Annotated in this window: 20 protein-coding genes; 13 read left to right on the top strand and 7 right to left on the bottom strand. The window is 38.7% G+C overall.

The annotated features are described in order from the left end of the window. Positions 1-166 precede the first annotated feature (166 nt). Positions 167-3,064, top strand: coding sequence for an aminomethyl-transferring glycine dehydrogenase (gcvP, locus tag BVC88_RS16245; protein ID WP_075351774.1), 2,898 nt, complete (start codon positions 167-169; stop codon positions 3,062-3,064). Between the two features lie 70 nt (positions 3,065-3,134). Here gcvP and lipA read toward each other — a convergent pair whose 3' ends face one another. Together lipA and BVC88_RS16235 are read right to left on the bottom strand one after the other, a co-directional pair. Further along, positions 3,135-4,013, bottom strand: coding sequence for a lipoyl synthase (gene lipA, locus BVC88_RS16240; RefSeq protein ID WP_075351773.1), 879 nt, complete (start codon positions 4,011-4,013; stop codon positions 3,135-3,137). Positions 4,014-4,066: 53 nt separating this feature from the next. After that, positions 4,067-4,795, bottom strand: a complete 729-nt coding sequence (locus tag BVC88_RS16235) for a hypothetical protein (protein WP_075351877.1) — start codon at positions 4,793-4,795, stop codon at positions 4,067-4,069. A gap of 72 nt (positions 4,796-4,867) precedes the next feature. On the opposite strand from BVC88_RS16235, the gene BVC88_RS16230 reads away from it, so the two are divergent. Both BVC88_RS16230 and sdaAA read left to right on the top strand, forming a co-directional pair. Further along, complete coding sequence (locus BVC88_RS16230; protein WP_075351772.1) at positions 4,868-5,272, top strand: OsmC family protein; 405 nt, start codon at positions 4,868-4,870, stop codon at positions 5,270-5,272. Positions 5,273-5,329: 57 nt separating this feature from the next. Further along, entirely contained in the window at positions 5,330-6,238 is a 909-nt protein-coding gene (gene sdaAA, locus BVC88_RS16225; RefSeq protein ID WP_075351771.1) for an L-serine ammonia-lyase, iron-sulfur-dependent, subunit alpha, read from the top strand. On the opposite strand, the gene BVC88_RS16220 is transcribed toward sdaAA, so the two are convergent. The 5 genes from BVC88_RS16220 to BVC88_RS16200 form a co-directional block, all read right to left on the bottom strand. Continuing rightward, positions 6,227-6,685: a hypothetical protein gene (locus BVC88_RS16220; RefSeq protein WP_075351770.1), complete on the bottom strand. Its 459-nt coding sequence runs from the start codon at positions 6,683-6,685 to the stop codon at positions 6,227-6,229. The two genes, sdaAA and BVC88_RS16220, sit on opposite strands and share 12 nt — an antisense overlap. After that, complete coding sequence (locus BVC88_RS16215) at positions 6,682-7,611, bottom strand: calcium/sodium antiporter (RefSeq protein ID WP_075351769.1); 930 nt, start codon at positions 7,609-7,611, stop codon at positions 6,682-6,684. The genes BVC88_RS16220 and BVC88_RS16215 overlap by 4 nt, the downstream gene beginning before the upstream one ends. Positions 7,612-7,618: 7 nt before the next feature. Beyond that, positions 7,619-8,263: a uracil phosphoribosyltransferase gene (upp, locus tag BVC88_RS16210; protein ID WP_075351768.1), complete on the bottom strand. Its 645-nt coding sequence runs from the start codon at positions 8,261-8,263 to the stop codon at positions 7,619-7,621. Positions 8,264-8,413: 150 nt separating this feature from the next. Further along, positions 8,414-9,721, bottom strand: a complete 1,308-nt coding sequence (locus tag BVC88_RS16205; protein ID WP_075351767.1) for an OmpA family protein — start codon at positions 9,719-9,721, stop codon at positions 8,414-8,416. Positions 9,722-9,995: 274 nt separating this feature from the next. Next, the gene (locus tag BVC88_RS16200; protein WP_075351766.1) at positions 9,996-11,282 is read right to left on the bottom strand and encodes an OmpA family protein; all 1,287 of its coding nucleotides are present in this window, start codon (positions 11,280-11,282) and stop codon (positions 9,996-9,998) included. Between the two features lie 171 nt (positions 11,283-11,453). On the opposite strand from BVC88_RS16200, the gene BVC88_RS16195 reads away from it, so the two are divergent. The 10 genes from BVC88_RS16195 (at position 11,454) to BVC88_RS16150 (ending at position 20,943) form a co-directional block, all read left to right on the top strand. After that, positions 11,454-12,362, top strand: a complete 909-nt coding sequence (locus BVC88_RS16195) for a M20/M25/M40 family metallo-hydrolase (protein ID WP_075351765.1) — start codon at positions 11,454-11,456, stop codon at positions 12,360-12,362. 1 nt (position 12,363) lies between these two features. Beyond that, entirely contained in the window at positions 12,364-12,912 is a 549-nt protein-coding gene (gene hpt / locus BVC88_RS16190) for a hypoxanthine phosphoribosyltransferase (RefSeq protein ID WP_075351764.1), read from the top strand. 3 nt (positions 12,913-12,915) lie between these two features. Next, the gene (locus tag BVC88_RS16185) at positions 12,916-13,488 is read left to right on the top strand and encodes an adenylate kinase (RefSeq protein ID WP_075351763.1); all 573 of its coding nucleotides are present in this window, start codon (positions 12,916-12,918) and stop codon (positions 13,486-13,488) included. A gap of 75 nt (positions 13,489-13,563) precedes the next feature. Next, the gene (gene obgE, locus BVC88_RS16180; RefSeq protein WP_075351762.1) at positions 13,564-14,559 is read left to right on the top strand and encodes a GTPase ObgE; all 996 of its coding nucleotides are present in this window, start codon (positions 13,564-13,566) and stop codon (positions 14,557-14,559) included. A gap of 106 nt (positions 14,560-14,665) precedes the next feature. Then, the gene (locus BVC88_RS16175) at positions 14,666-15,211 is read left to right on the top strand and encodes a nucleotide exchange factor GrpE (RefSeq protein WP_245803661.1); all 546 of its coding nucleotides are present in this window, start codon (positions 14,666-14,668) and stop codon (positions 15,209-15,211) included. Positions 15,212-15,213: 2 nt separating this feature from the next. Beyond that, positions 15,214-16,320, top strand: coding sequence for a molecular chaperone DnaJ (gene dnaJ, locus BVC88_RS16170; RefSeq protein ID WP_075351760.1), 1,107 nt, complete (start codon positions 15,214-15,216; stop codon positions 16,318-16,320). A gap of 77 nt (positions 16,321-16,397) precedes the next feature. Next, positions 16,398-17,285 carry a hypothetical protein gene (locus BVC88_RS16165; protein WP_075351759.1) on the top strand — a complete coding sequence of 296 codons (888 nt, stop codon included), beginning with the start codon at positions 16,398-16,400 and terminating at the stop codon, positions 17,283-17,285. A gap of 18 nt (positions 17,286-17,303) precedes the next feature. Next, positions 17,304-18,197 (top strand): ABC transporter ATP-binding protein, encoded by an 894-nt coding sequence (locus tag BVC88_RS16160; RefSeq protein ID WP_075351758.1) that lies wholly within the window; start codon positions 17,304-17,306, stop codon positions 18,195-18,197. Then, positions 18,190-19,500, top strand: a complete 1,311-nt coding sequence (locus tag BVC88_RS16155) for an ABC transporter permease (RefSeq protein WP_075351757.1) — start codon at positions 18,190-18,192, stop codon at positions 19,498-19,500. The genes BVC88_RS16160 and BVC88_RS16155 overlap by 8 nt, the downstream gene beginning before the upstream one ends. 207 nt (positions 19,501-19,707) lie before the next feature. Beyond that, on the top strand, positions 19,708-20,943 hold the full coding sequence (locus tag BVC88_RS16150; protein WP_075351756.1) for a sensor histidine kinase: 1,236 nt from the start codon (positions 19,708-19,710) through the stop codon (positions 20,941-20,943). Positions 20,944-21,058: the final 115 nt, after the last annotated feature.

Here is a 21,058-nt window from a genome sequence, read left to right as displayed (position 1 = left end):
CTAGATAAAATTTTAACCCTGCAATAAACCGTTTGTAAATTATACATGTTAAGGGGTAAATTATTGAGGTTCATAAGGGCTAATTCTTTTTAGAAATTATACCTTTGCACCTTTAAAAATCTTTAAGATTCCATACCCAAATACTTCATTATTCCTTAAGTTCTTTATGCAGATCAACCTTTCAAACGCTGTCAAATTTGAGAGCAGACACAATGGCCCGACTGAAGCGGAAATCGCAGAGATGTTGGAGAAAATCGGTGCCTCATCAGTAGAGGAATTAATCAATCAGACTGTACCAAAATCAATCCAACTGGAGAGGCCTATGAATCTCCCGGCAGCAAAGTTGGAATCTGAGTTTCTTAAGGAATTCAAAGTTTTGGCTTCAAAAAACAAAGTTTTCAAATCATTCATTGGATTGGGTTATTACGATACCCTAGTGCCAGGTGTGGTTTTGAGAAATGTCTTGGAAAATCCGGGTTGGTATACAGCTTATACTCCTTACCAAGCAGAAATTGCACAAGGTCGGCTAGAAGCTCTGATTAACTTTCAGACAGTAGTAATGGAGCTTACCGGAATGGAGCTTGCCAATGCTTCGCTTTTGGATGAAGGAACGGCAGCAGCCGAGGCAATGACTATGCTGTATTCGGTAAAGCCAAGAGAAAAGAAAAATGCGGTTAAGTTTTTCGTAGATGAAAAAGTTTTTCCTCAAACCAAAGCTGTCTTAGTTACAAGAGCAGAGCCACTTGGAATTGAATTGGTGTATGGATCGATAGATTCACTTGACCTTACCGACGAAGATTTATTTGGGGTTTTGTTCCAATATCCAAATTCGGATGGAGAAGTACGGGATTATTCAGCGATAGTAGCTGCAGCAAAAGAAAATCATGTGACTACTGCATTTGCAGCTGACTTGCTTGCATTGACGCTTTTGACTCCTCCAGGTGAGATGGGTGCTGACGTAGTAGTTGGTTCGGCTCAGCGATTTGGAGTTCCAATGGGTTATGGTGGTCCTCACTCGGCATTCTTTGCTACTAAAGAGGCTTACAAAAGACAAATCCCAGGAAGAATTATCGGAGTTTCGATTGATAGAGCTGGAAATAAAGCCTATCGAATGGCTTTGCAGACGAGAGAGCAGCACATCAAGCGTGAGAAAGCCACTTCGAATATTTGTACCGCACAAGTGCTTTTAGCAGTAATGTCAAGTTTTTATGCGGTTTATCATGGCCCACAAGGTTTGAAAAATATAGCGCTTAGAACTCACGGTCTAGCAAAGTTGACAGGAAAAGCATTGCAACTTTTAGGCTATGAAGTATCCTCTCAAACGTATTTTGATACGCTGAAAGTAGCTATTGAAGCTAAAACTTTGAACACGATCAAATCCATCGCTGTAGATTCAGAAATGAATTTCAGATACGATTATGACACGGTATTCATGACATTTGATGAGGCAAAAACCTTAGATGACGTAGCTCATATCGTAGACGTATTTGCGAAGGCTCAAGGAATTGAAAGTCCAGATTTAACCAGTTTGGCTAATGACCTGACTTTAGAGCTTCCTGATTCTTTGATGAGAAAGTCCACTTATTTGACTCATCCTGTTTTCAATAATTACCACAGCGAGCATGAAATGCTTCGCTATATCAAAAGGTTAGAGGCGAAAGATCTTTCGCTTGTTCATTCCATGATTTCATTGGGTTCTTGTACCATGAAGTTAAATGCGACTGCTGAAATGATACCGGTTACTTGGCCTGAGTTTGGTCAGATGCACCCATTTGCTCCAATCGATCAGACAGCTGGATACCAAGAGCTTTTTGCTCACCTTAGACATTGGCTGAATGAAATTACGGGTTTTGCGGATACCTCACTTCAGCCTAATTCAGGCGCTCAAGGAGAGTTTGCAGGCTTAATGGTAATTCGTCAATATCACCTGAGTAGAGGAGATGCTCATCGAAATATAGCTTTGATTCCTACTTCAGCCCATGGGACTAACCCTGCTTCCGCAGTAATGGCGGGAATGAAGGTTGTATTAGTGAAATGTGACGAAAAAGGAAACATTGATTTGGTTGATCTTAAAGAAAAAGCAGCTGCTCACGCAAATGACTTGGCTGCCTTGATGGTTACTTATCCTTCAACTCACGGTGTATTTGAGGAGGCTATTCAGGAGATTTGTGCTACCATTCACCAGTTTGGAGGACAAGTTTATATGGACGGAGCAAATATGAATGCTCAGGTCGGATTGACCAGCCCAGGAAGAATTGGTGCTGACGTTTGTCACCTTAACCTACATAAAACTTTCTGTATTCCCCATGGTGGTGGTGGACCTGGTATGGGACCGATTTGCGTAGCAGCGCATCTTGCACCATTCTTACCGGGAAATCCTTTGGTGAAAACTGGTGGCGAAGATCCAGTGTCTTCGATCTCTGCAGCGCCTTATGGAAGCGCAAGTATTTTGCCTATTTCCTATGCATACATCGCAATGATGGGTGGTGATGGTTTGACCAACGCAACCAAAATGGCGATTTTAAATGCAAATTATATTAAGGAAAGACTTAAAGGTAATTTTGAAATTCTATATACAGGAACAAAAGGAAGAGCTGCACACGAAATGATTGTGGATTGTAGAGCTTTCAAAGAGTTCGGAGTAGAAGTAGAAGATATTGCAAAGCGATTGATGGACTATGGGTATCATGCTCCAACAGTTTCGTTCCCAGTAGCAGGTACTTTGATGATTGAGCCAACTGAGTCTGAGACTAAGTCTGAATTGGATAAATTCTGTGATGCACTTCTTTCAATCCGAGAGGAAATCCGTGAAATAGAGAATGGAAAAGCTGATCGTGAAAATAATGTCTTGAAAAATGCTCCTCATACGGCTACCATGGTCTTGACCGGAGAATGGGATTTGCCTTACTCCAGAGAGAAAGCAGTTTTCCCGTCAGAGAATGTGAAAGCCAATAAATTCTGGCCAAGTGTTAGAAGGATTGATTCTGCTTATGGAGACAGAAACCTAATCTGTAGCTGTATTCCAGTAGAAGAATATGCAACTTCTGAAGAAGAGATTGCTTAATATTTTATCCATCAACATAAAAAAAGCCTCGTGAAAGCGAGGCTTTTTTTATGAACTTATTTTCGGATAATTAAACGTTTACGTGTCTTTCGGCATGGTAGGATGACCTAACTAATGGCCCGGATTCTACATATTTCAATCCTTTAGAAAGGCCGATTTCTCGATATTCATCAAATAGATCAGGGTGAATGAATTCAGCAACTTCAATGTGCAACTTGGTTGGTTGTAAGTATTGGCCAAGTGTAAGAATATCACATCCATGGGCTACGAGATCGTCCATTGCCTGAAGCACTTCTTCCTTTTTTTCGCCCAAACCTAGCATTATCCCAGTTTTAGTACGCTTTCCATATTCTTTTGTCAATTTGATTTGCTCTAAGGAGCGTTCATATTTTGCTTGGGGACGTACTCTTCGGTATAGACTTCCGACAGTTTCCATATTATGTGAGACTACCTCTTGGCCACCCTCAATCATCCGATAAAGAGCATCCCAATTCGATTTTACATCGGGAATCAATGTCTCAATGGTGGTAAAAGGGGAAAGCGCTTTGGTTTGAATCACGGTCTGATACCATATTTCAGCACCTCGGTCTTTTAATTCATCCCGATTAACAGAGGTAATTACAGCATGTTTTACGCCCATTAATTTGATAGCTTCAGCAACCCTTCTAGGCTCGTCCGTATCATACTCCGGTGGTCTTCCGGTCGCTACAGCACAGAATGAACAAGATCTTGTACAGACATTTCCTAGGATCATGAAGGTAGCAGTACCAGCTCCCCAGCATTCACCCATATTAGGGCAATTGCCGCTTTCACAAATAGTGTGGAGCTTATGTTCGTCGACTAGTTTTCGGACTTTAGCGTATTCTTTTCCAACAGGAAGCTTTACTCGGAGCCAATTTGGCTTTTTCCTTCTTGTTGCTTCTTCTGATATAACTGGTAATTCGATCATGTCTTTTGATTTGTGTCAAAGGTATGGCTTATCCTAAAAAAGCCAATGATTGCTTATTGTCTAAATCCGTAGAAAAAGGTGAAATAAACTGATTGAAATAACTGCTTGTTTTCAACCGTTGGAATTAGTGGTATTTCTTTGGTAAAACCCTCAAGCATGTAACCAAGTTCCAGTCCAGTGACATTTGATCTGAAAACTCCAAACTCAAAAGACATAGCTGCTTTTAAGTTTGCACCAAATGCAAACTCCGATTGACCTAATCCCTCAAATAGTCTTCCAGTCCCAAGGATATTGAATCTGCTTTGATGAATCTCAGGGTCATATTGCTCTCTCACAGTTTCTATCCGATTGATAGCGTATTCTATGTAATATGGTGCAATCAAGCCAAATGTGGGGCCTACCGCAGCTAGGGCAGATACTTGCACTCCCTGATTTGGTGCTTTTTTGAAAAGAATAATTTCTCTCCCGTATTGAGGCCGTATGGAATAGAGGTAATTGGATTTGCCAAAAATATAGCTATTTCCCAAAACGGTATTGAACCGGACTTCCTTTGGGTTTTTTACATTAGAAAGTTCTATGGCCCAAAAGCTAAATTGGTTGTCATCTATTCGGGTTCCGGATTTAAATACAAAACCACCAATCAATCCCCCATTGGTGTTTTTATTCAATCCAAATGTATATTCCTTATCATAATCGTAGTTCCCAGCATCTTCTCGCTGGGCCCACGACTCAATTGAAAGGAAAAATAAAATTAGCGTTAGAATTAAATTCAGCTTCTTCATTCGAGTTGGTCGAAAATATAGCCCTATTTTTGGGTTCATTTATTTTAAACTGAAAATTAAAAGTAAGAGTTTATGCCGACTATAAAAAGTTCGTATTTAGGGAATTTGAGGACCGAGTCCGAGCATCTTCAATCTGGCACAAAGATCCTGTCTGATGCGCCAGTTGATAATAATGGAAAAGGGGAGGCCTTTTCCCCTACTGACTTGGTAGCAAGCGCATTAGGGAGTTGTATGGTCACTATTATGGGTATTATTGCTGACAGGGACAATATTTCCTTGGAGGGTCTTAATTGGGAAGTAACCAAAATCATGCAAGCAAATCCTAGAAAAATTGAAGAAATAAAAGTTGATTTTATCTGGGAAAACCCGGTGAATGATTCTGTTTTTATTCAAAAATTAAAGAATGCGGCAAAGACTTGTCCAGTTGCTTTAAGTTTAGATCCCGCGATTAAGCAAACCTTAAATTTCAATTTTTAAGATTGGAACAAAAACTCAAATTCCTACATTACAAAATTACATAAACCCAAATTTACTATGTGCTATCTTTTTGAAGACTTCAAAGGCTGGAAAGCCTATTGCGAATTGAATAATATAAGTTTGCCTCAGTCTGTCATCGAATACGAGGTCGAGCAAAAAAATGGTGAAGAGGGGAAAATAAAAATCGGATTACTCCATGCCTTTCAAGTGATGAAGGATGCTGTGAAAACAGGCTTGGAGGAAGACATGGTTTCTAGATCAGGAATGATTAATAATGGGGCAAAAAAAGTTTTTAATTATCCACTTGCAGTCCTTTCACCGGAATTCCAAAAATTAATTTCCAGAGCTTTGGCAGCTAAGGAGGTCAATTCTTGCATGGGAAGAGTGGTGGCTGCTCCTACAGCTGGAGCAAGTGGAATTTTGCCTGGAACTTTGGTAACCCTGCAAGAGATTCATTCGCTTTCGGACGAGCAGATTGTAGAAGGGCTTTTAGTTGGTGCAGGCATCGCGCTAATTATTGAGGAGAAAGCCAGTTTGGCAGGTGCAGTAGGTGGGTGTCAGGCAGAAACAGGTTCGGCGGCTGCAATGGCAGCTGGAGCAATAGTATACTGTCTTGGAGGGAGTATTGATCAGATTTTTAATGCAGTTGCGATTACTATTCAATGTATGCTTGGTCTAGTTTGTGATCCTGTGGCAGGTTTAGTAGAAGTGCCATGTGTAGTCCGAAATGCCAGTGCGGCAGCGATATCCTTTAGTTCCTCCCAGATAGCTCTCGCTAATGTAAGCGCGGTAATCCCCGTTGATGAATGTATCGAGGCAATGGGAGAAATTGGAGCTTCCATGGAAAGCCGATACAAAGAAACTGCTATGGGTGGCCTGGCCGCAACCCTTACTGGTCAGGAGATTTCAAATCGTGTTTTAATTCAAGATATAGAGATACTCCCTGATCAGGACCTAGAGGAATAGATTGTTGAAAAAGGGGATTTTTAATATTGAATCAATCGTTAGAGAAAAAAACGTTGCCCAGAAAAATGCACTGATAAGCATTTGAATAAAAATTCTTCTTTTTTTAACTCCAAATGAAACCATAATTAATGTCCCACCAATCGGAGTCAAAAGAAGTGGTGTGATCGTTGCTATTCCAATTTCCCCGTATTTTTTCCAAATTTTCACGATACCTCGATTTTTTTTTGAAAACTTGGGTTTTGGTTTTGAGAAACGTATTTCAATAAACTTTTTAAATCTTGCGCCAATAAATGTAAATACAATCACACTGCTCATCATTCCAGCGACAGTCACTAGAATAGTCTGAATCACAGTATATCCTGCTGCAGTACCAAGTATCGGTCCAGCAATAAACTTGAACCAAGACAAGAAATAAATCCCCAGAAGTTTGAGGATAGACTCGATCATAACAAGAAAAATATATAGGTAAAGTAGGCCAATAATAGAAATGAACCCTCAACTTTCGAAATTTGCATTTTGGTACGCATCAGAGGAAAAAGCAGAATTGTGATTCCTAGCATCCATAGAAAATCTGAGTTTATGAATTCCTGAGAGACCTCAATAGGTTTAATGATTGCAGTAATTCCTATAATGGAGAGAATATTCATGATGTTACTTCCAAGAATATTGCCTAGAGCTAAATCAGTTCGCTTTGAGAGGGCCGCGATTATTGAGGTAATCAATTCTGGAAGACTAGTTCCAATAGCGATAATTGTCACTCCAATTACTCTTTCAGACACTCCAAATTCTCTTGAAATCAAAACTGCATTTTCCACTAATAACTCTGAGCCAAAATATAATCCTACTATCCCTCCAATGAAATAGATAATGGATTTCATCCAAGAAAAACTTTTTACCTGCTCAATTTCTTCATCAACCTCAGGGTTCTCTACAGTACTAGTTTTGAATAAATAAAAATTGAAAACAATAAATAAAATGAGGAGTAGAATTCCCTCCCAAGTTTCAATTATCCCATTATAGCTTAAGCCATAAAATAGTATGGAGACAAGGAGGGTGACCGTATAATCAAACCGTATGTGAATTCTTCTAATTAATACGCGGTAGAAAAGCCCTGTAATTCCAAGCACGAGCCCAATGTTGGCAATATTTGAACCAATTACATTTCCAATTGATATGTCACTGTTTCCTTTTAATGCTGCATTTACACTTACTAAAAGTTCTGGTGCAGACGTTCCAAAAGCAACTATTGTTAAACCAATGAGTCCCGCACTCATTCCCAATTTGACTGCTATGCCAGATGCTCCATCAACCAGTATTTTGCCACCAGCAAGAAGAATTATAAAACCTAATAATAAAAGAAAGTACGCTGTCATTTTTTGATTAAATTTTTGGACCGAAGGCTAAATCTCCTGCATCCCCCAATCCAGGAACAATGTAAAATTGTTCATTTAATCTTTCATCCATACTTCCAATCCAAAAAGTATGAGGTATGCTTAAATTATCTTTAATAAATTTTATTCCTTCCGGAGCAGCAAACCCTGCCGCAATGTGAATGTGTTTTGGAGTTCCATTTTTAGAAAGTGTATTAATTGACTCTATTAAAGATTTTCCAGTTGCTAGCATCGGGTCTGTTAAGATCAATACTTTTTCTCCTAAAAAAGGACTTGCATGATAGCCAAGATTGATTTTGATTTCTCCATTATTTTCCTCTTCTCTAAAAGCCCCTATAAAAGCACTTTCGGCTTTATCAAAGAAATTCAAAAATCCTTGGTAAAAAGGCAGGGATGCCCTTAGGACAGAAACTATTACAGGATTTTCGGAAGGAGTTAAAATGTTAATTTTAGAAAGGGGTGTTTGAATCAGGTTCGGTTGATAAACGAGAGTTTTGGATATTTCATAAGCCAAAATTTCACCCAAACGTTCTAAGTTTTTTCTGAACCTCATTCTGTCTTTCTGGATGACAGTATCTCTCATTTCTGCCATAAATTGGTTGGCAATAGAAGGAGTTTGAGAAAGGATAAACATGTTTCAAAGATAAAAGAAAAAACCGGCTGTTTAAGGCCGATTTTTATTCTTGTAAAATTTACAAATCTTATCAAATTGTAATTGAAACTATTTAAAACAGGAAAGCCTGATCAATTTTGATCAGGCTTTCCTAATAATATACAGAAAGAATTACTTCACTTCGAAGCTTGCTCTTCTTGCCATTTGTCTTGCATCAGCAGAAGATTTATCAACGCTTGTGTCTTCACCGTATCCTTTGTAGGAAATTCTTGAAGCATCAACACCAGAAGCAACCAACAAATCATATACTGCCTTAGCTCTTCTTTCAGAAAGCTTCATGTTGTAATCTTCTGGGCCTAATTCATCCGCATAACCTTTAACCTCAACACTTACACCTGGATTCTTTTTCAAGAAGTTTGATACGTAGTTAGCTGCGCTAGTAGAGTATCCTAGTGGCTTGTCGCTGTCGAATGCATAGTAAACATTGACAAAGCCGTCATTAATTGCTTTTCTGAGGTAGTCAACTTGTTCTACAATCTTTTCTACTGGACAGCCTCCTGTTGAGGAAGGGCCAGGAAGGAATGGACATTTATCCAGATGATCTGGTGTGCCGTCACCGTCAGAATCCATAGTGGTTCCAAATGAATTAACTCTAGCTCCAGCAGGAGTATTAGGTTCTTTATCCAAATAATCCGGAACACCGTCACCATCAGAATCTTTCAGCATATCTTTAATCCCGCCTATTTGTGAAGCTAATTCTTCTTTAGTCGCATACTTGTCCTCTTGAATATACCAATCTGCATGAGTCTCGTTTTTTCCTAAGTAAAAATTAAGCCCAACGGTGCCAGTCCACCAAGTAGCAGTAGCGTGGACAAAAGGGATTTCTGGAACTAAAGGTCTTCCAATCTGATTAAAGTCATTTCCGTCGAATGTATATCGCTGTCTTCCGTTGACAATCATAGAAATAGTTCCTTGTAAGCTGATTCTATTTGAAAGAGAATACAGCCCTTTTAAAGATGAGTTAAAAGAATAAACATAATCAGGATCGAAATCGGGTAACTTACCTTCTGAGTTAATCCGATTTTCTGATTTTAAAGATCCAATACCTACTCCAAATTCTCCTAAAACAGTAAACCTTTTTGTAAATGTTTCAAACGAAAGGGATCTCCCAATATTCCAGACGCCACTCAAACTAAGACTTAGGTAATCTGTCTTGAATTCAGGACTTACATCTTTGGCTTCACTAAAACTTCCAAATCCAAAATTTCCGGAAAACCCGTAGAATTGGTTGACCATATATCTTCCACCAAAATCGACATGTCCAATATTGAGAGTGGGAGATAAATAGCCGCCTGTGAGTGGTCCCATAGGCTTATTTACACCTAGGTTAGCCTCGATTGACCATTTGTTAAATTCATTTTGGGAGAATACTGTATTGGAAATAAATACAATTGATAAGAATAAGAAAAGGTGTCTCATTTCAAAGGATATTTAATTAGGGTGATTCATTCTCAAAATTATAGAAAAAAGGGGTAAAAAAACTCACTTTCTTTGGTCTTTAATAATAATCAAGCTTAATGATTCAGCACTACTCTAAAACATCAACTTTTAGCAAGAGAATTTTGACTGCCGATGTAAAAGCGAAGAATATTGAGTTTCAATTTCAGTAATAGATTTTTGAAGATCTTAAAATCTACAAAAAAAAGCCTGATCAAATTTGATCAGGCTTTCCTAAAATTATTTCTTGAAAGAATTACTTCACTTCGAAGCTCGCTCTTCTTGCCATTTGTCTTGCATCAGCAGAAGATTTATCAACACTTGTGTCTTCGCCGTATCCTTTGTAGGAGATTCTTGAAGCATCAACTCCAGAAGCAATTAACAAATCATATACTGCCTTAGCTCTTCTTTCAGAAAGCTTCATGTTGTAATCTTCTGGACCTAATTCGTCCGCATAACCTTTAACTTCTACACTTACACCTGGATTCTTTTTCAAGAAGTTAGATACATAGTTAGCTGCGCTAGTAGAATAACCTAGTGGTTTATCGCTATCGAATGCATAATAAACATTCACGTAGCCATCATTTAAGGCTTTTCTGAAGAAATCAACTTGCTCTACAATTTCTTCTACTGGGCAACCGCCTGTAGAGGCTGGACCAGGAAGGAATGGACATTTATCCATGTGATCAGGAGTACCATCACCGTCAGAATCCATTGTCATACCTGAAGAATTTACTCTAGCTCCTGCTGGAGTATTAGGCTCTTTATCCAAATAATCCGGAACTCCGTCACCGTCAGAATCTTTCAACATGTCTTTGATCCCGTTGATCTGAGTAGCAAGCTCTTCTTTAGTAGCATATTTGTCAGCAGCAATGAACCAGTCTGCATGTTCTTCACTTTTACCCAAGTAAAACTGTAGACCAAGAGTTCCTGTCCACCAAGTTCCATTTGCACCATAGAAGCCATTGTCGGTGGAAGGTCTAATAGCTGTAGATCCATCCCATGTAACAGTTTGTCTACCATTCAAGACAGTACTGATATCACCAACCAAGGCGATGTTCTTGCTTAATTTCAACTGAGGTGTTAAACCGAACATAATGGTATAAACATCATCATCGAAATCATTAAACAAATTCTCCTCAGGATTCACTCGACCAATTCCAGCACCTCCATGAAGTAATAATCCAAAACTTCTTGTGAATGATTCGAAATTCATGATTCTTCCAATGTTTGCAACACCTTGAAGATTCATTCTAAAATATTTCGTGTCGAATGGGAGGCTTTGGGAATCATTTCCTTGAGCTTCTCTCATTGATCCAAAACCATAATCCAGTTTTAGGCCAAATTTTTCATTAAACATGTAACGAGCACCGAATTCGATGTGGCCCAAGTTTAACGTAGGAGATAGAAAGTCAGGACCCAGCGGAGCCATTGGCTTGTTGAAACCGCCGCCTACTTCTAGTGACCATTTGTCGAATTCCTGAGCGTTAGCGCCGAATGCTAAGGCACCAGCCATAATTGTTGATAGTATTATTTTTTTCATAACAAAAAATTTTTGTTCAAATTTTAAGTGTTGATAGATGTGAATACAAATTTATAAACTTTTAATTTACTACAAATCTAAATGAATTATTTAAAAGCATATTGCAACAAAAAAATAATTCTAAACTTTTTTTCAAATTAAGTTAATGAATTTAACATATTTTATGCCAAAATGAAATTATTAACTGAAATCCTTAATATAAATGCAGTTTCGGGTGATGAATCTAGCATCTCTGAGTTTTTACTAAGAACAATATACAAACGAAGCGTTACTTGGAAAGTTTCGCCAGAAATATACTTTGGTGAAGAGTTTCATGATTGTATACTTTTGAAATTCGGAAATCCCAAAACTGCTGTTTTTGCTCATATGGATACTGTGGGATTCATGGTTCGATATGCTAATCAGTTGATTAGTATAGGAGGTCCTGAAATAATTGAAGGTTCAGAACTTGTTGGAGAGGATAGACTGGGTGGTATTCAATGTAAATTAATTGGCGATGAAGATGCTATTTTTCATGATTTTCCCAGAAAAATAATTCCAGGAACAAGACTTTCTTTCAAACAAAACCTTAGAATTGATGATCAATTTATTCAGGGGGCTTATCTTGATAATAGACTTGGCGTCTATAATGCACTAAAACTTTGTGAAACTATTTCCGATGGTTGGGTAGTTTTTTCCACGTATGAGGAACATGGAGGAGGGAGTATTCCTTTTCTTTTAGATTTTATCCAGGAAAAAGCACCTATTAAACAGGCGCTTATTTCTGACATTACCTGGGTGACAGAAGGAGTAAGGCATCATGAAGGTGTCGCCATATCTATAAGAGATAAATTTATTCCACGTAAGAAATTTACAGACAGAATTATTGAGCTGGCGACTAGAAGCGGTATACCTTTTCAACTTGAAGTCGAGGCTTATGGCGGATCAGACGGAAGAGAAGTTCAATTTTCCCCCTATGCCATTGATTGGTGTTTCATAGGTGCTCCGGAGGATAACGTACATACTCCAGATGAAAAGGTGTCTTTATTTGATTTAGAGGCCATGATAAATATGTATCAATATCTACTTAAGAACTTATAAAATGAGTATAAGGATCCACAATCAAGAATTTTCACCTTTTCTTGATGAGGCAAAAATTTTAATTGAAGTCAAAAATCTGGGTCAGCGAATCACTAAAGATTTTGAAGGGGAGGAATTGTTGGTGATTGGGGTATTAAATGGAGCCTCCATCTTTATGGCAGACTTATGTAGGGCGATTGATCTTCCTTTGTCTACTTCTTTTATCAAAGTTAAAAGTTATGTGGGCACTGAAAGTTCAGGGAAAATTAGGTCGATTCTAGGTTTAGAAGAGGACATAGCTGGGAAAAATATCTTGATTGTTGAAGATATTGTAGATACGGGAATAACCATGAAATACCTTATTTCAGAAATCTCAAACTTAAATCCAGCTAAGATTTCAATTGCAACTTTGCTTTTTAAGCCAGAGGCTTTTCAGTTTAATTATGCTTTAGATTATGTCGGTTTTGAAATTCCGAATAAATTTGTCGTCGGTTATGGTCTCGATTACGATGGTTTAGGAAGGAATTTACCTTCAATTTATCAGTTATCGGTATCTCAATTAATTATCTAAGGAATGTATAACATTGTACTATTTGGCCCTCCTGGCGCAGGAAAAGGCACTCAAAGTGAAAAGCTTATTCAAAAATATGGATTAACCCATCTTTCAACTGGTGACTTGTTTCGAAAACATTTAGGGGAAGGAACTGAGTTGGGATTGCTGGCTAAAAAGTATATGAATGAGGGTCATCTTGTTCCCGATGAAGTGGTAATTGGTATGGTTGAGGATAAAATCAGCGAGACAAAAGATACCCACGGATTTATTTTTGATGGTTTTCCACGGACCACTGCGCAAGCTGAGGCTTTGGATAAGATGCTTGGAAATCATAAAATGGAGATTTCGGGAATGATTGCTTTGGAAGTTCCGCAAGAGATTTTGAAAGAGCGAATAAAAGAACGTGGCAAGACCTCCAACAGAGTTGATGACCAAGATGATGCTAAAATAAATACAAGAATCAAGGTCTATCTGGATGAAACGCTGCCTGTTGCGGATTACTACTCTGGTCAAAATAAATTAACCAAGATAAACGGTGTGGGAAAAATTGAAGAAATCTTTGCTGAGATCACTTCAGTGATAGATAGCTACTGATTGCCTTTATTTTAGTAATTTTGCATTTCAATATTTGGCTAAGCTTTAAAGCTTAGCCTTTTTCTTTCCAAAAAAATGGCCGATTCCAACTTTATAGATTATGTTAAATTTTGCTCCCGATCAGGTGCCGGGGGTGCTGGCGCTATGCATTTCCGAAGGGAAAAGCATGTGCCTAAAGGCGGACCAGATGGAGGTGATGGTGGAAGAGGTGGTCACATTATTTTAAAGGGAACTACTCAAGTGTGGACTTTACTCCACTTGAAATATAAAAAACATGTCATTGCTGATGGGGGAAAGCATGGTGAAGGTGGACGTAGGACAGGTGCTGATGGGAAAGATATTATTCTTGAAGTGCCTTTGGGTACTGTAGCCAAAGATGCTGAAACAGGAGAAAAAAGATTCGAAATAACTGAAGATGGGCAAGAAGTGATCTTGACCCGTGGTGGTAGAGGTGGACTGGGGAATGATCATTTTAAAACATCTACTAATCAGGCTCCACACTATTCTCAGCCAGGAGAACCTGGAATTGAAGAATGGATCATACTTGAGCTTAAACTACTGGCTGATGTGGGTTTAGTTGGGTTCCCTAATGCTGGTAAATCTACCTTATTGTCATCTATCTCTGCGGCACGACCAGAGATTGGAGATTACCCTTTTACAACATTGGTTCCCAATCTTGGAGTAGTAGCCTATCGAGGGGATCAATCATTTGTAATGGCAGATATTCCAGGGATTATAGAAGGAGCGGCTGAAGGGAAAGGTTTAGGTATTCGTTTTTTAAGACATATTGAGAGGAACTCTATTCTACTTTTCATGATTCCTGCAGATGCTCCGGATTTGACTAAGCAGTATGAGATTTTAATTGGAGAGTTGGAAAAGTATAATCCCGAATTATTGGACAAACGAAGGATTTTGGCCATTTCAAAATCCGATATGCTGGACGAGGAATTGATGAAGGAAATGGAAAAAGAAATCCCCAAAGGAATTCCTTACACTTTTATTTCTTCGGTTTCCCAATACAACCTTGACGTGCTTAAAGATTTAATCTGGCAGGCAATACATCAGGCATAAAGTGCCACATTGTCAGTTTTTGCCAGATGGCAACAATATTGATATGGATGCAAAGCCAACTAGAAGAAATTGAATTATGATTGATGAAGAACAAATAAATCAAGAAATGAACGAACAAGAAGACCAATTAGAAGGGGTAAAAGCAAAGGATAATAAAAATGATGACCCAACTGAATCTTCTGATTCGACCAGTGGAGAAGGTGGGGAAAATACTTTAGAGCTCGAAATAGCAGAATTGAAAAATAAGTATCTCAGACTTTATTCGGATTTTGAAAACTTTCGCAAGAGGACTTCTAAAGAGCGTCTGGATCTGATTTCTACAGCTTCGGAAGAAGTTTTGAAAGATTTGATTCCCGTTGTTGATGATTTTGAAAGATCGCTTAAAGCAAGTGAAAGCGAAAAAGATGCATTTAAAGTTAGAGAAGGAAATCATCTGATTTTTCAAAAATTGGTCAGAATTCTAAAAAGCAAAGGACTTATGCCAATGGAAGATTTGGTTGGTAAGTCGTTTGATGCCGATAACCAAGAGGCAATTACTCAAATACCAGCCCCAACAAAAGAATTGAAAGGAAAAGTAGTAGATGTGGTGGAGAAAGGATATACCCTAGGGGATAAAGTTGTCCGCTTTGCCAAAGTAGTGATAGGAGCATAATTATGGCAAAAAGAGATTATTATGAGGTGCTAGGTTTATCCAAGTCTGCCTCTGCAGATGAGATAAAGAAAGCTTACAGAAAACTAGCAATCCAATATCATCCAGATAAAAACCCTAATAACCCTGAGGCTGAAGATAAATTCAAAGAGGCAGCTGAGGCGTATGAGGTATTGAGTAACCCAGAGAAAAAGCAGCGGTACGATCAATTCGGTCATCAAGGTCTTGGCGGTGGCGGATATGGCGGAGGGGGTATGAATATGGAAGATATTTTCTCCCAATTCGGTGACATCTTCGGCGGTGGCGGCTTCGGATCATTCTTTGGCGGAGGCGGAGGTGGTGGTCGACGGACTAAGAAAGGGACAAACCTTAGATTAAAACTAAAGTTGACCCTAAGTGAAATTGCTAATGGTGTTGAGAAAAAGATCAAAGTAAAGAGACATGTTGTCGCTGATGGTGTTTCTTTCAAGTCTTGCGCTACTTGTCAAGGCTCAGGTCAAATCAAGAAGGTGGTAAATACCATGCTTGGCCAAATGGTCTCTGCCAGCACCTGTGCTGTTTGCGGAGGTAGTGGACAAATCGTTGATAAAAAACCTGCAGAAGCAGATTCCAGAGGTCTGGTTGTCAAAGAAGAAATAATTCCAATCAATATTCCAGGTGGAGTGGCTGAGGGAATGCAGTTAAGCATGTCCGGAAAAGGTAACGAAATCCCAGGTGGAATAGCAGGTGATCTTTTGATTGTAATCGAAGAGCTTGAAGACGATACATTACAGCGAGACGGAAATAACGTCATCTTCGATTTATATATTTCATTCATAGATGCAGCTCTTGGAGCTTCCGTAGAAGTGCCTACGATCGAAGGAAAGGTGAAAATCAAAATTGATCCTGGAACACAAAGTGGAAAAATGCTTCGGCTTAAAGGAAAAGGGATCAAAGATATCAATGGCTACACTCGGGGAGACCAATTAATAATGGTAAATGTTTGGACGCCAACAAATTTATCCAGAGAAGAGAAAAACGTTTTGGAAAATTTGAGATTCTCTGAAAACTTCAAACCGGATCCAGGAAAAGGTGATAAAACCTTTTTTGATAAAATGAAGGATTTTTTTTAAAATTTTAGCCAGAAGCAATTCTGGCTTTTTTTATATTTTTAAAAAACCTTTTGATAGGTAAACCGTAACTTATCCCTATGCTTAAAAATTTGTGTCTGCTTTTCCTATTGCTTGTCGGAGGGGTAAATGCGAGTAAGGCTCAACTAGTCAAGGAGTTCAGAGTCACCGAGTCCAAAGGGTTTGATCTGGTTGCCTTTGAATTCACTTCCTATAAAAGCACTACTCAATTAAAACGGGTTAAATCATCAGACCCCTTATATGTTCATGGGCATCTGGAAAAGGCCAATATTCTTCCTGTTTTTTCCAGTCAAATTTCCAATAATATCCTAAGCGCTTCATTGGTTCATAAAAATGTAGAGTCAGAAAACTTAGGGAAAAGTATCACCTCAAAGTTGTTTGCGGGTGCATCTGAAGACTTTGATCATACTTGGGACCTTGGACTGACCACTAATTTTTTATATCATCTGGATTTTAATCTGGGGATGGGGAAATCAGATTTTGACCTTGCTAATCTGACAGTAAGTCAGCTGAAGATAAGAAGCGCAAGTGCCGATGTACTAGTCCACTACAGCTCAAAAGCACCGAATCAAGTCCTGATGGATACACTTTTGGTTACGCTTAACATGGGGACAGTTCAAGTCGATAAAGCGAATTATACGAATGCCAACAAAATGATTTTCGAGGTAAATTATGGAGCAATAAATCTTGATTTTTCGGATGGAATGTCTAATCAAAGTCAAGTCATCGCTTCCGTTGGTGCGGGTAAACTTTATATTCATCTACCTCCTGATTCTTTTCCAGTTCGAATCAAAATGAAGACTACTCCAATGTGCCGAACTAATTTGCCAAAATATCTAAAGGAATTGGAAAATAATATTTACGTCACCAAAGGTTATAAAGAGTCCGATCCTCGGTTATTAGATTTGATAATTGATGTTGGAGTAGGATCGATTACTGTTGAATAATCCTTACTTTTTGAGCGAATGCTAAAAATCGAAAAATTAAACAAATCCTACGGAGCCAGTAAAGCGCTCACAAATCTAGATCTTGAAGTAAGTAAGGGGGTGGTCTTTGGTCTTTTGGGGCCAAATGGCGCAGGGAAGACGACTTTGATCCGAATCATCAATCAGATTATTGAAGGGGATAGTGGACAGGTATATCTTAATGGTGAACTGCTTGCTCCCAAGCATATCTCTCAAATTGGGTATTTGCCCGAGGAACGGGGCCTGTACAAAAAAATGAAGGTATGGGATCAGATGTTGTATTTCGCCCGATTAAAAGGACTAAGTCCAGCTGATGCAAAATTGAAAATTAAATTTTGGCTTGATAAATTGGAGATGTCTACCTGGAAAGACAAAAAAATCGAGGATCTCTCCAAAGGAATGGCCCAGAAAGTCCAATTTATATCAACGATTATTCATAATCCACCATTGCTGATTTTAGACGAACCTTTTTCAGGGTTTGATCCTGTCAATGCCGAGATTATAAAAAATGAAATTTTAGAATTGAAAGAAAAAGGAACAACGGTGATCCTATCTACCCACAGAATGGAATCTGTAGAATTACTGTGTGATCAGGTTGCTATGATCAATAGGTCGCAAAAAATCCTGGATGGAACGATTAAACAAGTGAAATCCAGCTACAGGCCTGAGGTATTTACGATTACCATTGATCAAATTAAGCAACCTATTCCGCCAGAATGGGCAGCAAAGCAAGATGAAACATCCTATCACTTTACACTTCCGCTGAGTGGCAAGACTCCTAATCAACTCTTACATGAATTGATGGAATATGGAGAAGTGGCTCAGTTTAGAGAGGTCATTCCAAGCATGGAAGAAATTTTTATTCACCAGGTAAAATCAACAGAAAATGGATAAAATCTGGCTGGTGATTCAGCGGGAATACCTCGCACGAGTTAAGAAAAAGTCTTTTTTATTGGTCACACTTTTGACGCCTTTGATCTTCCCTGCCATAATGGGGATTTTTGTCTGGATTGCATTAGAAGAGAAAGACAATCAATCGCTGCGAATCATTGAAGTCGTAGATGATAATAATTTATTCTTCCTTGAAAGTTCTGAACAATATGCTTTCTCATTTTCAAATTTGAGTGAGGAAAAAGCTAAAGAACTGGTTCAAAATGGAGAGCGGTATGGATTTTTGCATATTCCTAACTTTGAGCTGAAAGACCCCAAAGGTATCACTTATTATGGGGAGGAAAACCCAAGCATGAATTTGATTAGCTATCTGGAAAATAATCTAAAAAAGAAAATCGAGGAACAGCGGCTTTTCGAAAGTGGGATTGATCCAAAAATAATCAATGAGGTCAGGACTAAAGTCGCTATCAAATCCATCACTTTGGATGATCAGGGAACTGAAACCGTCAGTGATGCCACAGTAAATTATGCGATCGGTTTTCTTGCGGGGATTTTGATTTACATGTTTATTTTTATCTATGGCAATCAGATTATGCAAGGCGTAATCGAAGAGAAATCTAGTAGAATCGTGGAAATCTTGGTTTCTTCTTTGAAGCCATTTCAGCTTATGATGGGGAAAATTCTCGGAATTGCTGGGGTAGGACTTACACAATTGCTGATTTGGATAGTTTTGATTGGAACGCTGACCACCATTGTCACAGGTTTTCTTGGAATGCAGATGCCTCAGCAGCAAGCTATGGAAATGGCAAACCCTGAATTCTCACAAGGAATGGCAAACAACTCTGACGTAGGTGAGATTCTTCAGGTTCTATCGGGAATCAATGTGACTCAGATTGTCCTTTCTTTTATTTTCTATTTTCTAGGAGGATATCTCTTGTACGGAGCATTATTCGCAGGAATTGGATCTGCAGTGGATGCCCCTTCCGATGCCCAGCAGTTTATGCTTCCGGTTACAATTCCTTTGATTGTGGCGTATATGGGGCTTTTCGTGTTTGTGTTAAATGACCCTAATTCCACTACTTCCTTTTGGCTCTCTATCATCCCCTTGACTTCTCCAATAGCAATGATGGGAAGAGTGAGCTATGGAGTGCCGTTATGGGAGTTAATACTTTCGATGGGGCTTTTGATTAGCGGGTTTTTGTTTACCACTTGGCTAGCTGGCAAGATCTATCGTATAGGTATTCTGATGCATGGTACCAAACCAACCTATAAAACACTTTGGAAGTGGATAAAAACAAACAATTAATATAAAGACCCGGAACTCCATTTTCCGGGTTTTTCTTTTCAACCAGGAAATCACTTCAATTTTTAAATAACTCAAGAAATTTTCATCCAAGTATTTATGGTTTATTTTTACACATAAAGTTTCATATGGAAATCACCATTTTCCAGGCTTGAATCATACTATCCTAAAGATTGCCGAGTTAATTATCCGAGCATCTGAATATTTTGAATGAAAAACCGATTCCAAGACTTGACATCCGGAGATCTTTACAGCAATAAAAAGCAGGTAAAATGGCTTGTGATATTGGTGTCTTTAGTCATTGGTACTGGTTCGATTTGGTACACCAACCGACTTGTTGAAGAACTTAAAGAGCGGGAAAGAAGACAAATCGAGCTGTTGTCAAAAGCATTGGAATATGCTTCTACTACCTCCGAAAACCTCACATTTATTTCACAGGAGATCATTAATCAAAATTATTCGATCCCGATCATAATGGTAGACTCCGAGGGAGATCCATTTGAGTTTCGTAATATCATTTTTAAGAAAAATGCTACCAAAGAAGATTCTGCCAAAACCCTTGAAAAAGAGCTGATTGAAATGCAGGAGGAATATGAGCCGATCTATCTTTCTGAAGCAGATATTCAGGTTTATTACCGCAACTCTGAGCTTTTGCTCAACCTGAAATATTATCCATATGTGCAGCTCGCAGTGATTTTGCTATTTGGAGTTTTGGCCTACACACTTTTTAACCAAAGTAAAATAGCGGAGCAAAATCGGGTTTGGGCAGGATTGACTAAAGAAACAGCGCACCAACTCGGAACTCCAATTGCCTCTCTGATGGCTTGGATTGATTACCTACGAAACTCACCTGTGTGGGAGGAAAATCGAGAAATCATCCAAGAGATGGATAAAGATGTGGTCAAACTGAGAATGGTAACCGAGAGGTTTAGCAGCATTGGGAGTAAGCCAGTAATTCAGCCTGAAAATCTCTACGAAAGCATTGAGGAGACGATTACTTATTTGCGTCCCCGGATTTCTACCAAAGTAGACTTAATTATCAATGCTGATTCCAAAGACCTTGATGCGATGATGAATAAACCACTTTTTGAATGGGTTATTGAGAATATCTGTAAAAACGGCGTAGATGCCATGAAAGGAAAAGGCACCATCACCATTGACGTCATTCAGGATAGCGATAAGTATGTGATTGTGGATATTTCGGACACAGGAAAGGGTATGGAAAAGAACATGTTCAAAAAGGTTTTCAACCCTGGTTTTTCTACCCGTCAGCGAGGTTGGGGATTAGGATTGACCTTGGCAAAGCGAATCATTGAGGGCTATCATGGCGGAAAGATTTTTGTGAAAAACTCTGAAATCGGAAAAGGAACTACTTTTCGAATCGTCCTGCATGGGAGTCAGGAGGGAGCTTCCCAGTTTGTTACGGAAGGAATCCTCGAATATTGAAGATTTACTAGTTTGGCTTAAACGGTTAAAATTTTGGAAAAGAGCTAAATTTTAATAATGAATATGAAATACTAAATGATGAAGGTTTGCCCATTTTATATAAAAACCATCATTT

This window comes from Algoriphagus marinus, from assembly GCF_001936475.1.
GTDB lineage: Bacteria > Bacteroidota > Bacteroidia > Cytophagales > Cyclobacteriaceae > Algoriphagus > Algoriphagus marinus.
Note: the sequence above shows the minus strand (reverse complement) of the source record. Positions and strands in the feature narration are given on the sequence as shown.

Excerpts from the sequence above, each read along its gene's own strand:
- gcvP (WP_075351774.1), top strand. The coding sequence starts at position 167 with ATGCAGATCAACCTTTCAAACGCTGTCAAATTTGAGAGCAGACACAAT.
- lipA (WP_075351773.1), bottom strand. The coding sequence starts at position 4,013 with ATGATCGAATTACCAGTTATATCAGAAGAAGCAACAAGAAGGAAAAAG.
- BVC88_RS16235 (WP_075351877.1), bottom strand. The coding sequence starts at position 4,795 with ATGAAGAAGCTGAATTTAATTCTAACGCTAATTTTATTTTTCCTTTCA.
- BVC88_RS16230 (WP_075351772.1), top strand. The coding sequence starts at position 4,868 with ATGCCGACTATAAAAAGTTCGTATTTAGGGAATTTGAGGACCGAGTCC.
- sdaAA (WP_075351771.1), top strand. The coding sequence starts at position 5,330 with ATGTGCTATCTTTTTGAAGACTTCAAAGGCTGGAAAGCCTATTGCGAA.
- BVC88_RS16220 (WP_075351770.1), bottom strand. The coding sequence starts at position 6,685 with ATGATCGAGTCTATCCTCAAACTTCTGGGGATTTATTTCTTGTCTTGG.
- BVC88_RS16215 (WP_075351769.1), bottom strand. The coding sequence starts at position 7,611 with ATGACAGCGTACTTTCTTTTATTATTAGGTTTTATAATTCTTCTTGCT.
- upp (WP_075351768.1), bottom strand. The coding sequence starts at position 8,263 with ATGTTTATCCTTTCTCAAACTCCTTCTATTGCCAACCAATTTATGGCA.
- BVC88_RS16205 (WP_075351767.1), bottom strand. The coding sequence starts at position 9,721 with ATGAGACACCTTTTCTTATTCTTATCAATTGTATTTATTTCCAATACA.
- BVC88_RS16200 (WP_075351766.1), bottom strand. The coding sequence starts at position 11,282 with ATGAAAAAAATAATACTATCAACAATTATGGCTGGTGCCTTAGCATTC.
- BVC88_RS16195 (WP_075351765.1), top strand. The coding sequence starts at position 11,454 with ATGAAATTATTAACTGAAATCCTTAATATAAATGCAGTTTCGGGTGAT.
- hpt (WP_075351764.1), top strand. The coding sequence starts at position 12,364 with ATGAGTATAAGGATCCACAATCAAGAATTTTCACCTTTTCTTGATGAG.
- BVC88_RS16185 (WP_075351763.1), top strand. The coding sequence starts at position 12,916 with ATGTATAACATTGTACTATTTGGCCCTCCTGGCGCAGGAAAAGGCACT.
- obgE (WP_075351762.1), top strand. The coding sequence starts at position 13,564 with ATGGCCGATTCCAACTTTATAGATTATGTTAAATTTTGCTCCCGATCA.
- BVC88_RS16175 (WP_245803661.1), top strand. The coding sequence starts at position 14,666 with ATGAACGAACAAGAAGACCAATTAGAAGGGGTAAAAGCAAAGGATAAT.
- dnaJ (WP_075351760.1), top strand. The coding sequence starts at position 15,214 with ATGGCAAAAAGAGATTATTATGAGGTGCTAGGTTTATCCAAGTCTGCC.
- BVC88_RS16165 (WP_075351759.1), top strand. The coding sequence starts at position 16,398 with ATGCTTAAAAATTTGTGTCTGCTTTTCCTATTGCTTGTCGGAGGGGTA.
- BVC88_RS16160 (WP_075351758.1), top strand. The coding sequence starts at position 17,304 with ATGCTAAAAATCGAAAAATTAAACAAATCCTACGGAGCCAGTAAAGCG.
- BVC88_RS16155 (WP_075351757.1), top strand. The coding sequence starts at position 18,190 with ATGGATAAAATCTGGCTGGTGATTCAGCGGGAATACCTCGCACGAGTT.
- BVC88_RS16150 (WP_075351756.1), top strand. The coding sequence starts at position 19,708 with ATGAAAAACCGATTCCAAGACTTGACATCCGGAGATCTTTACAGCAAT.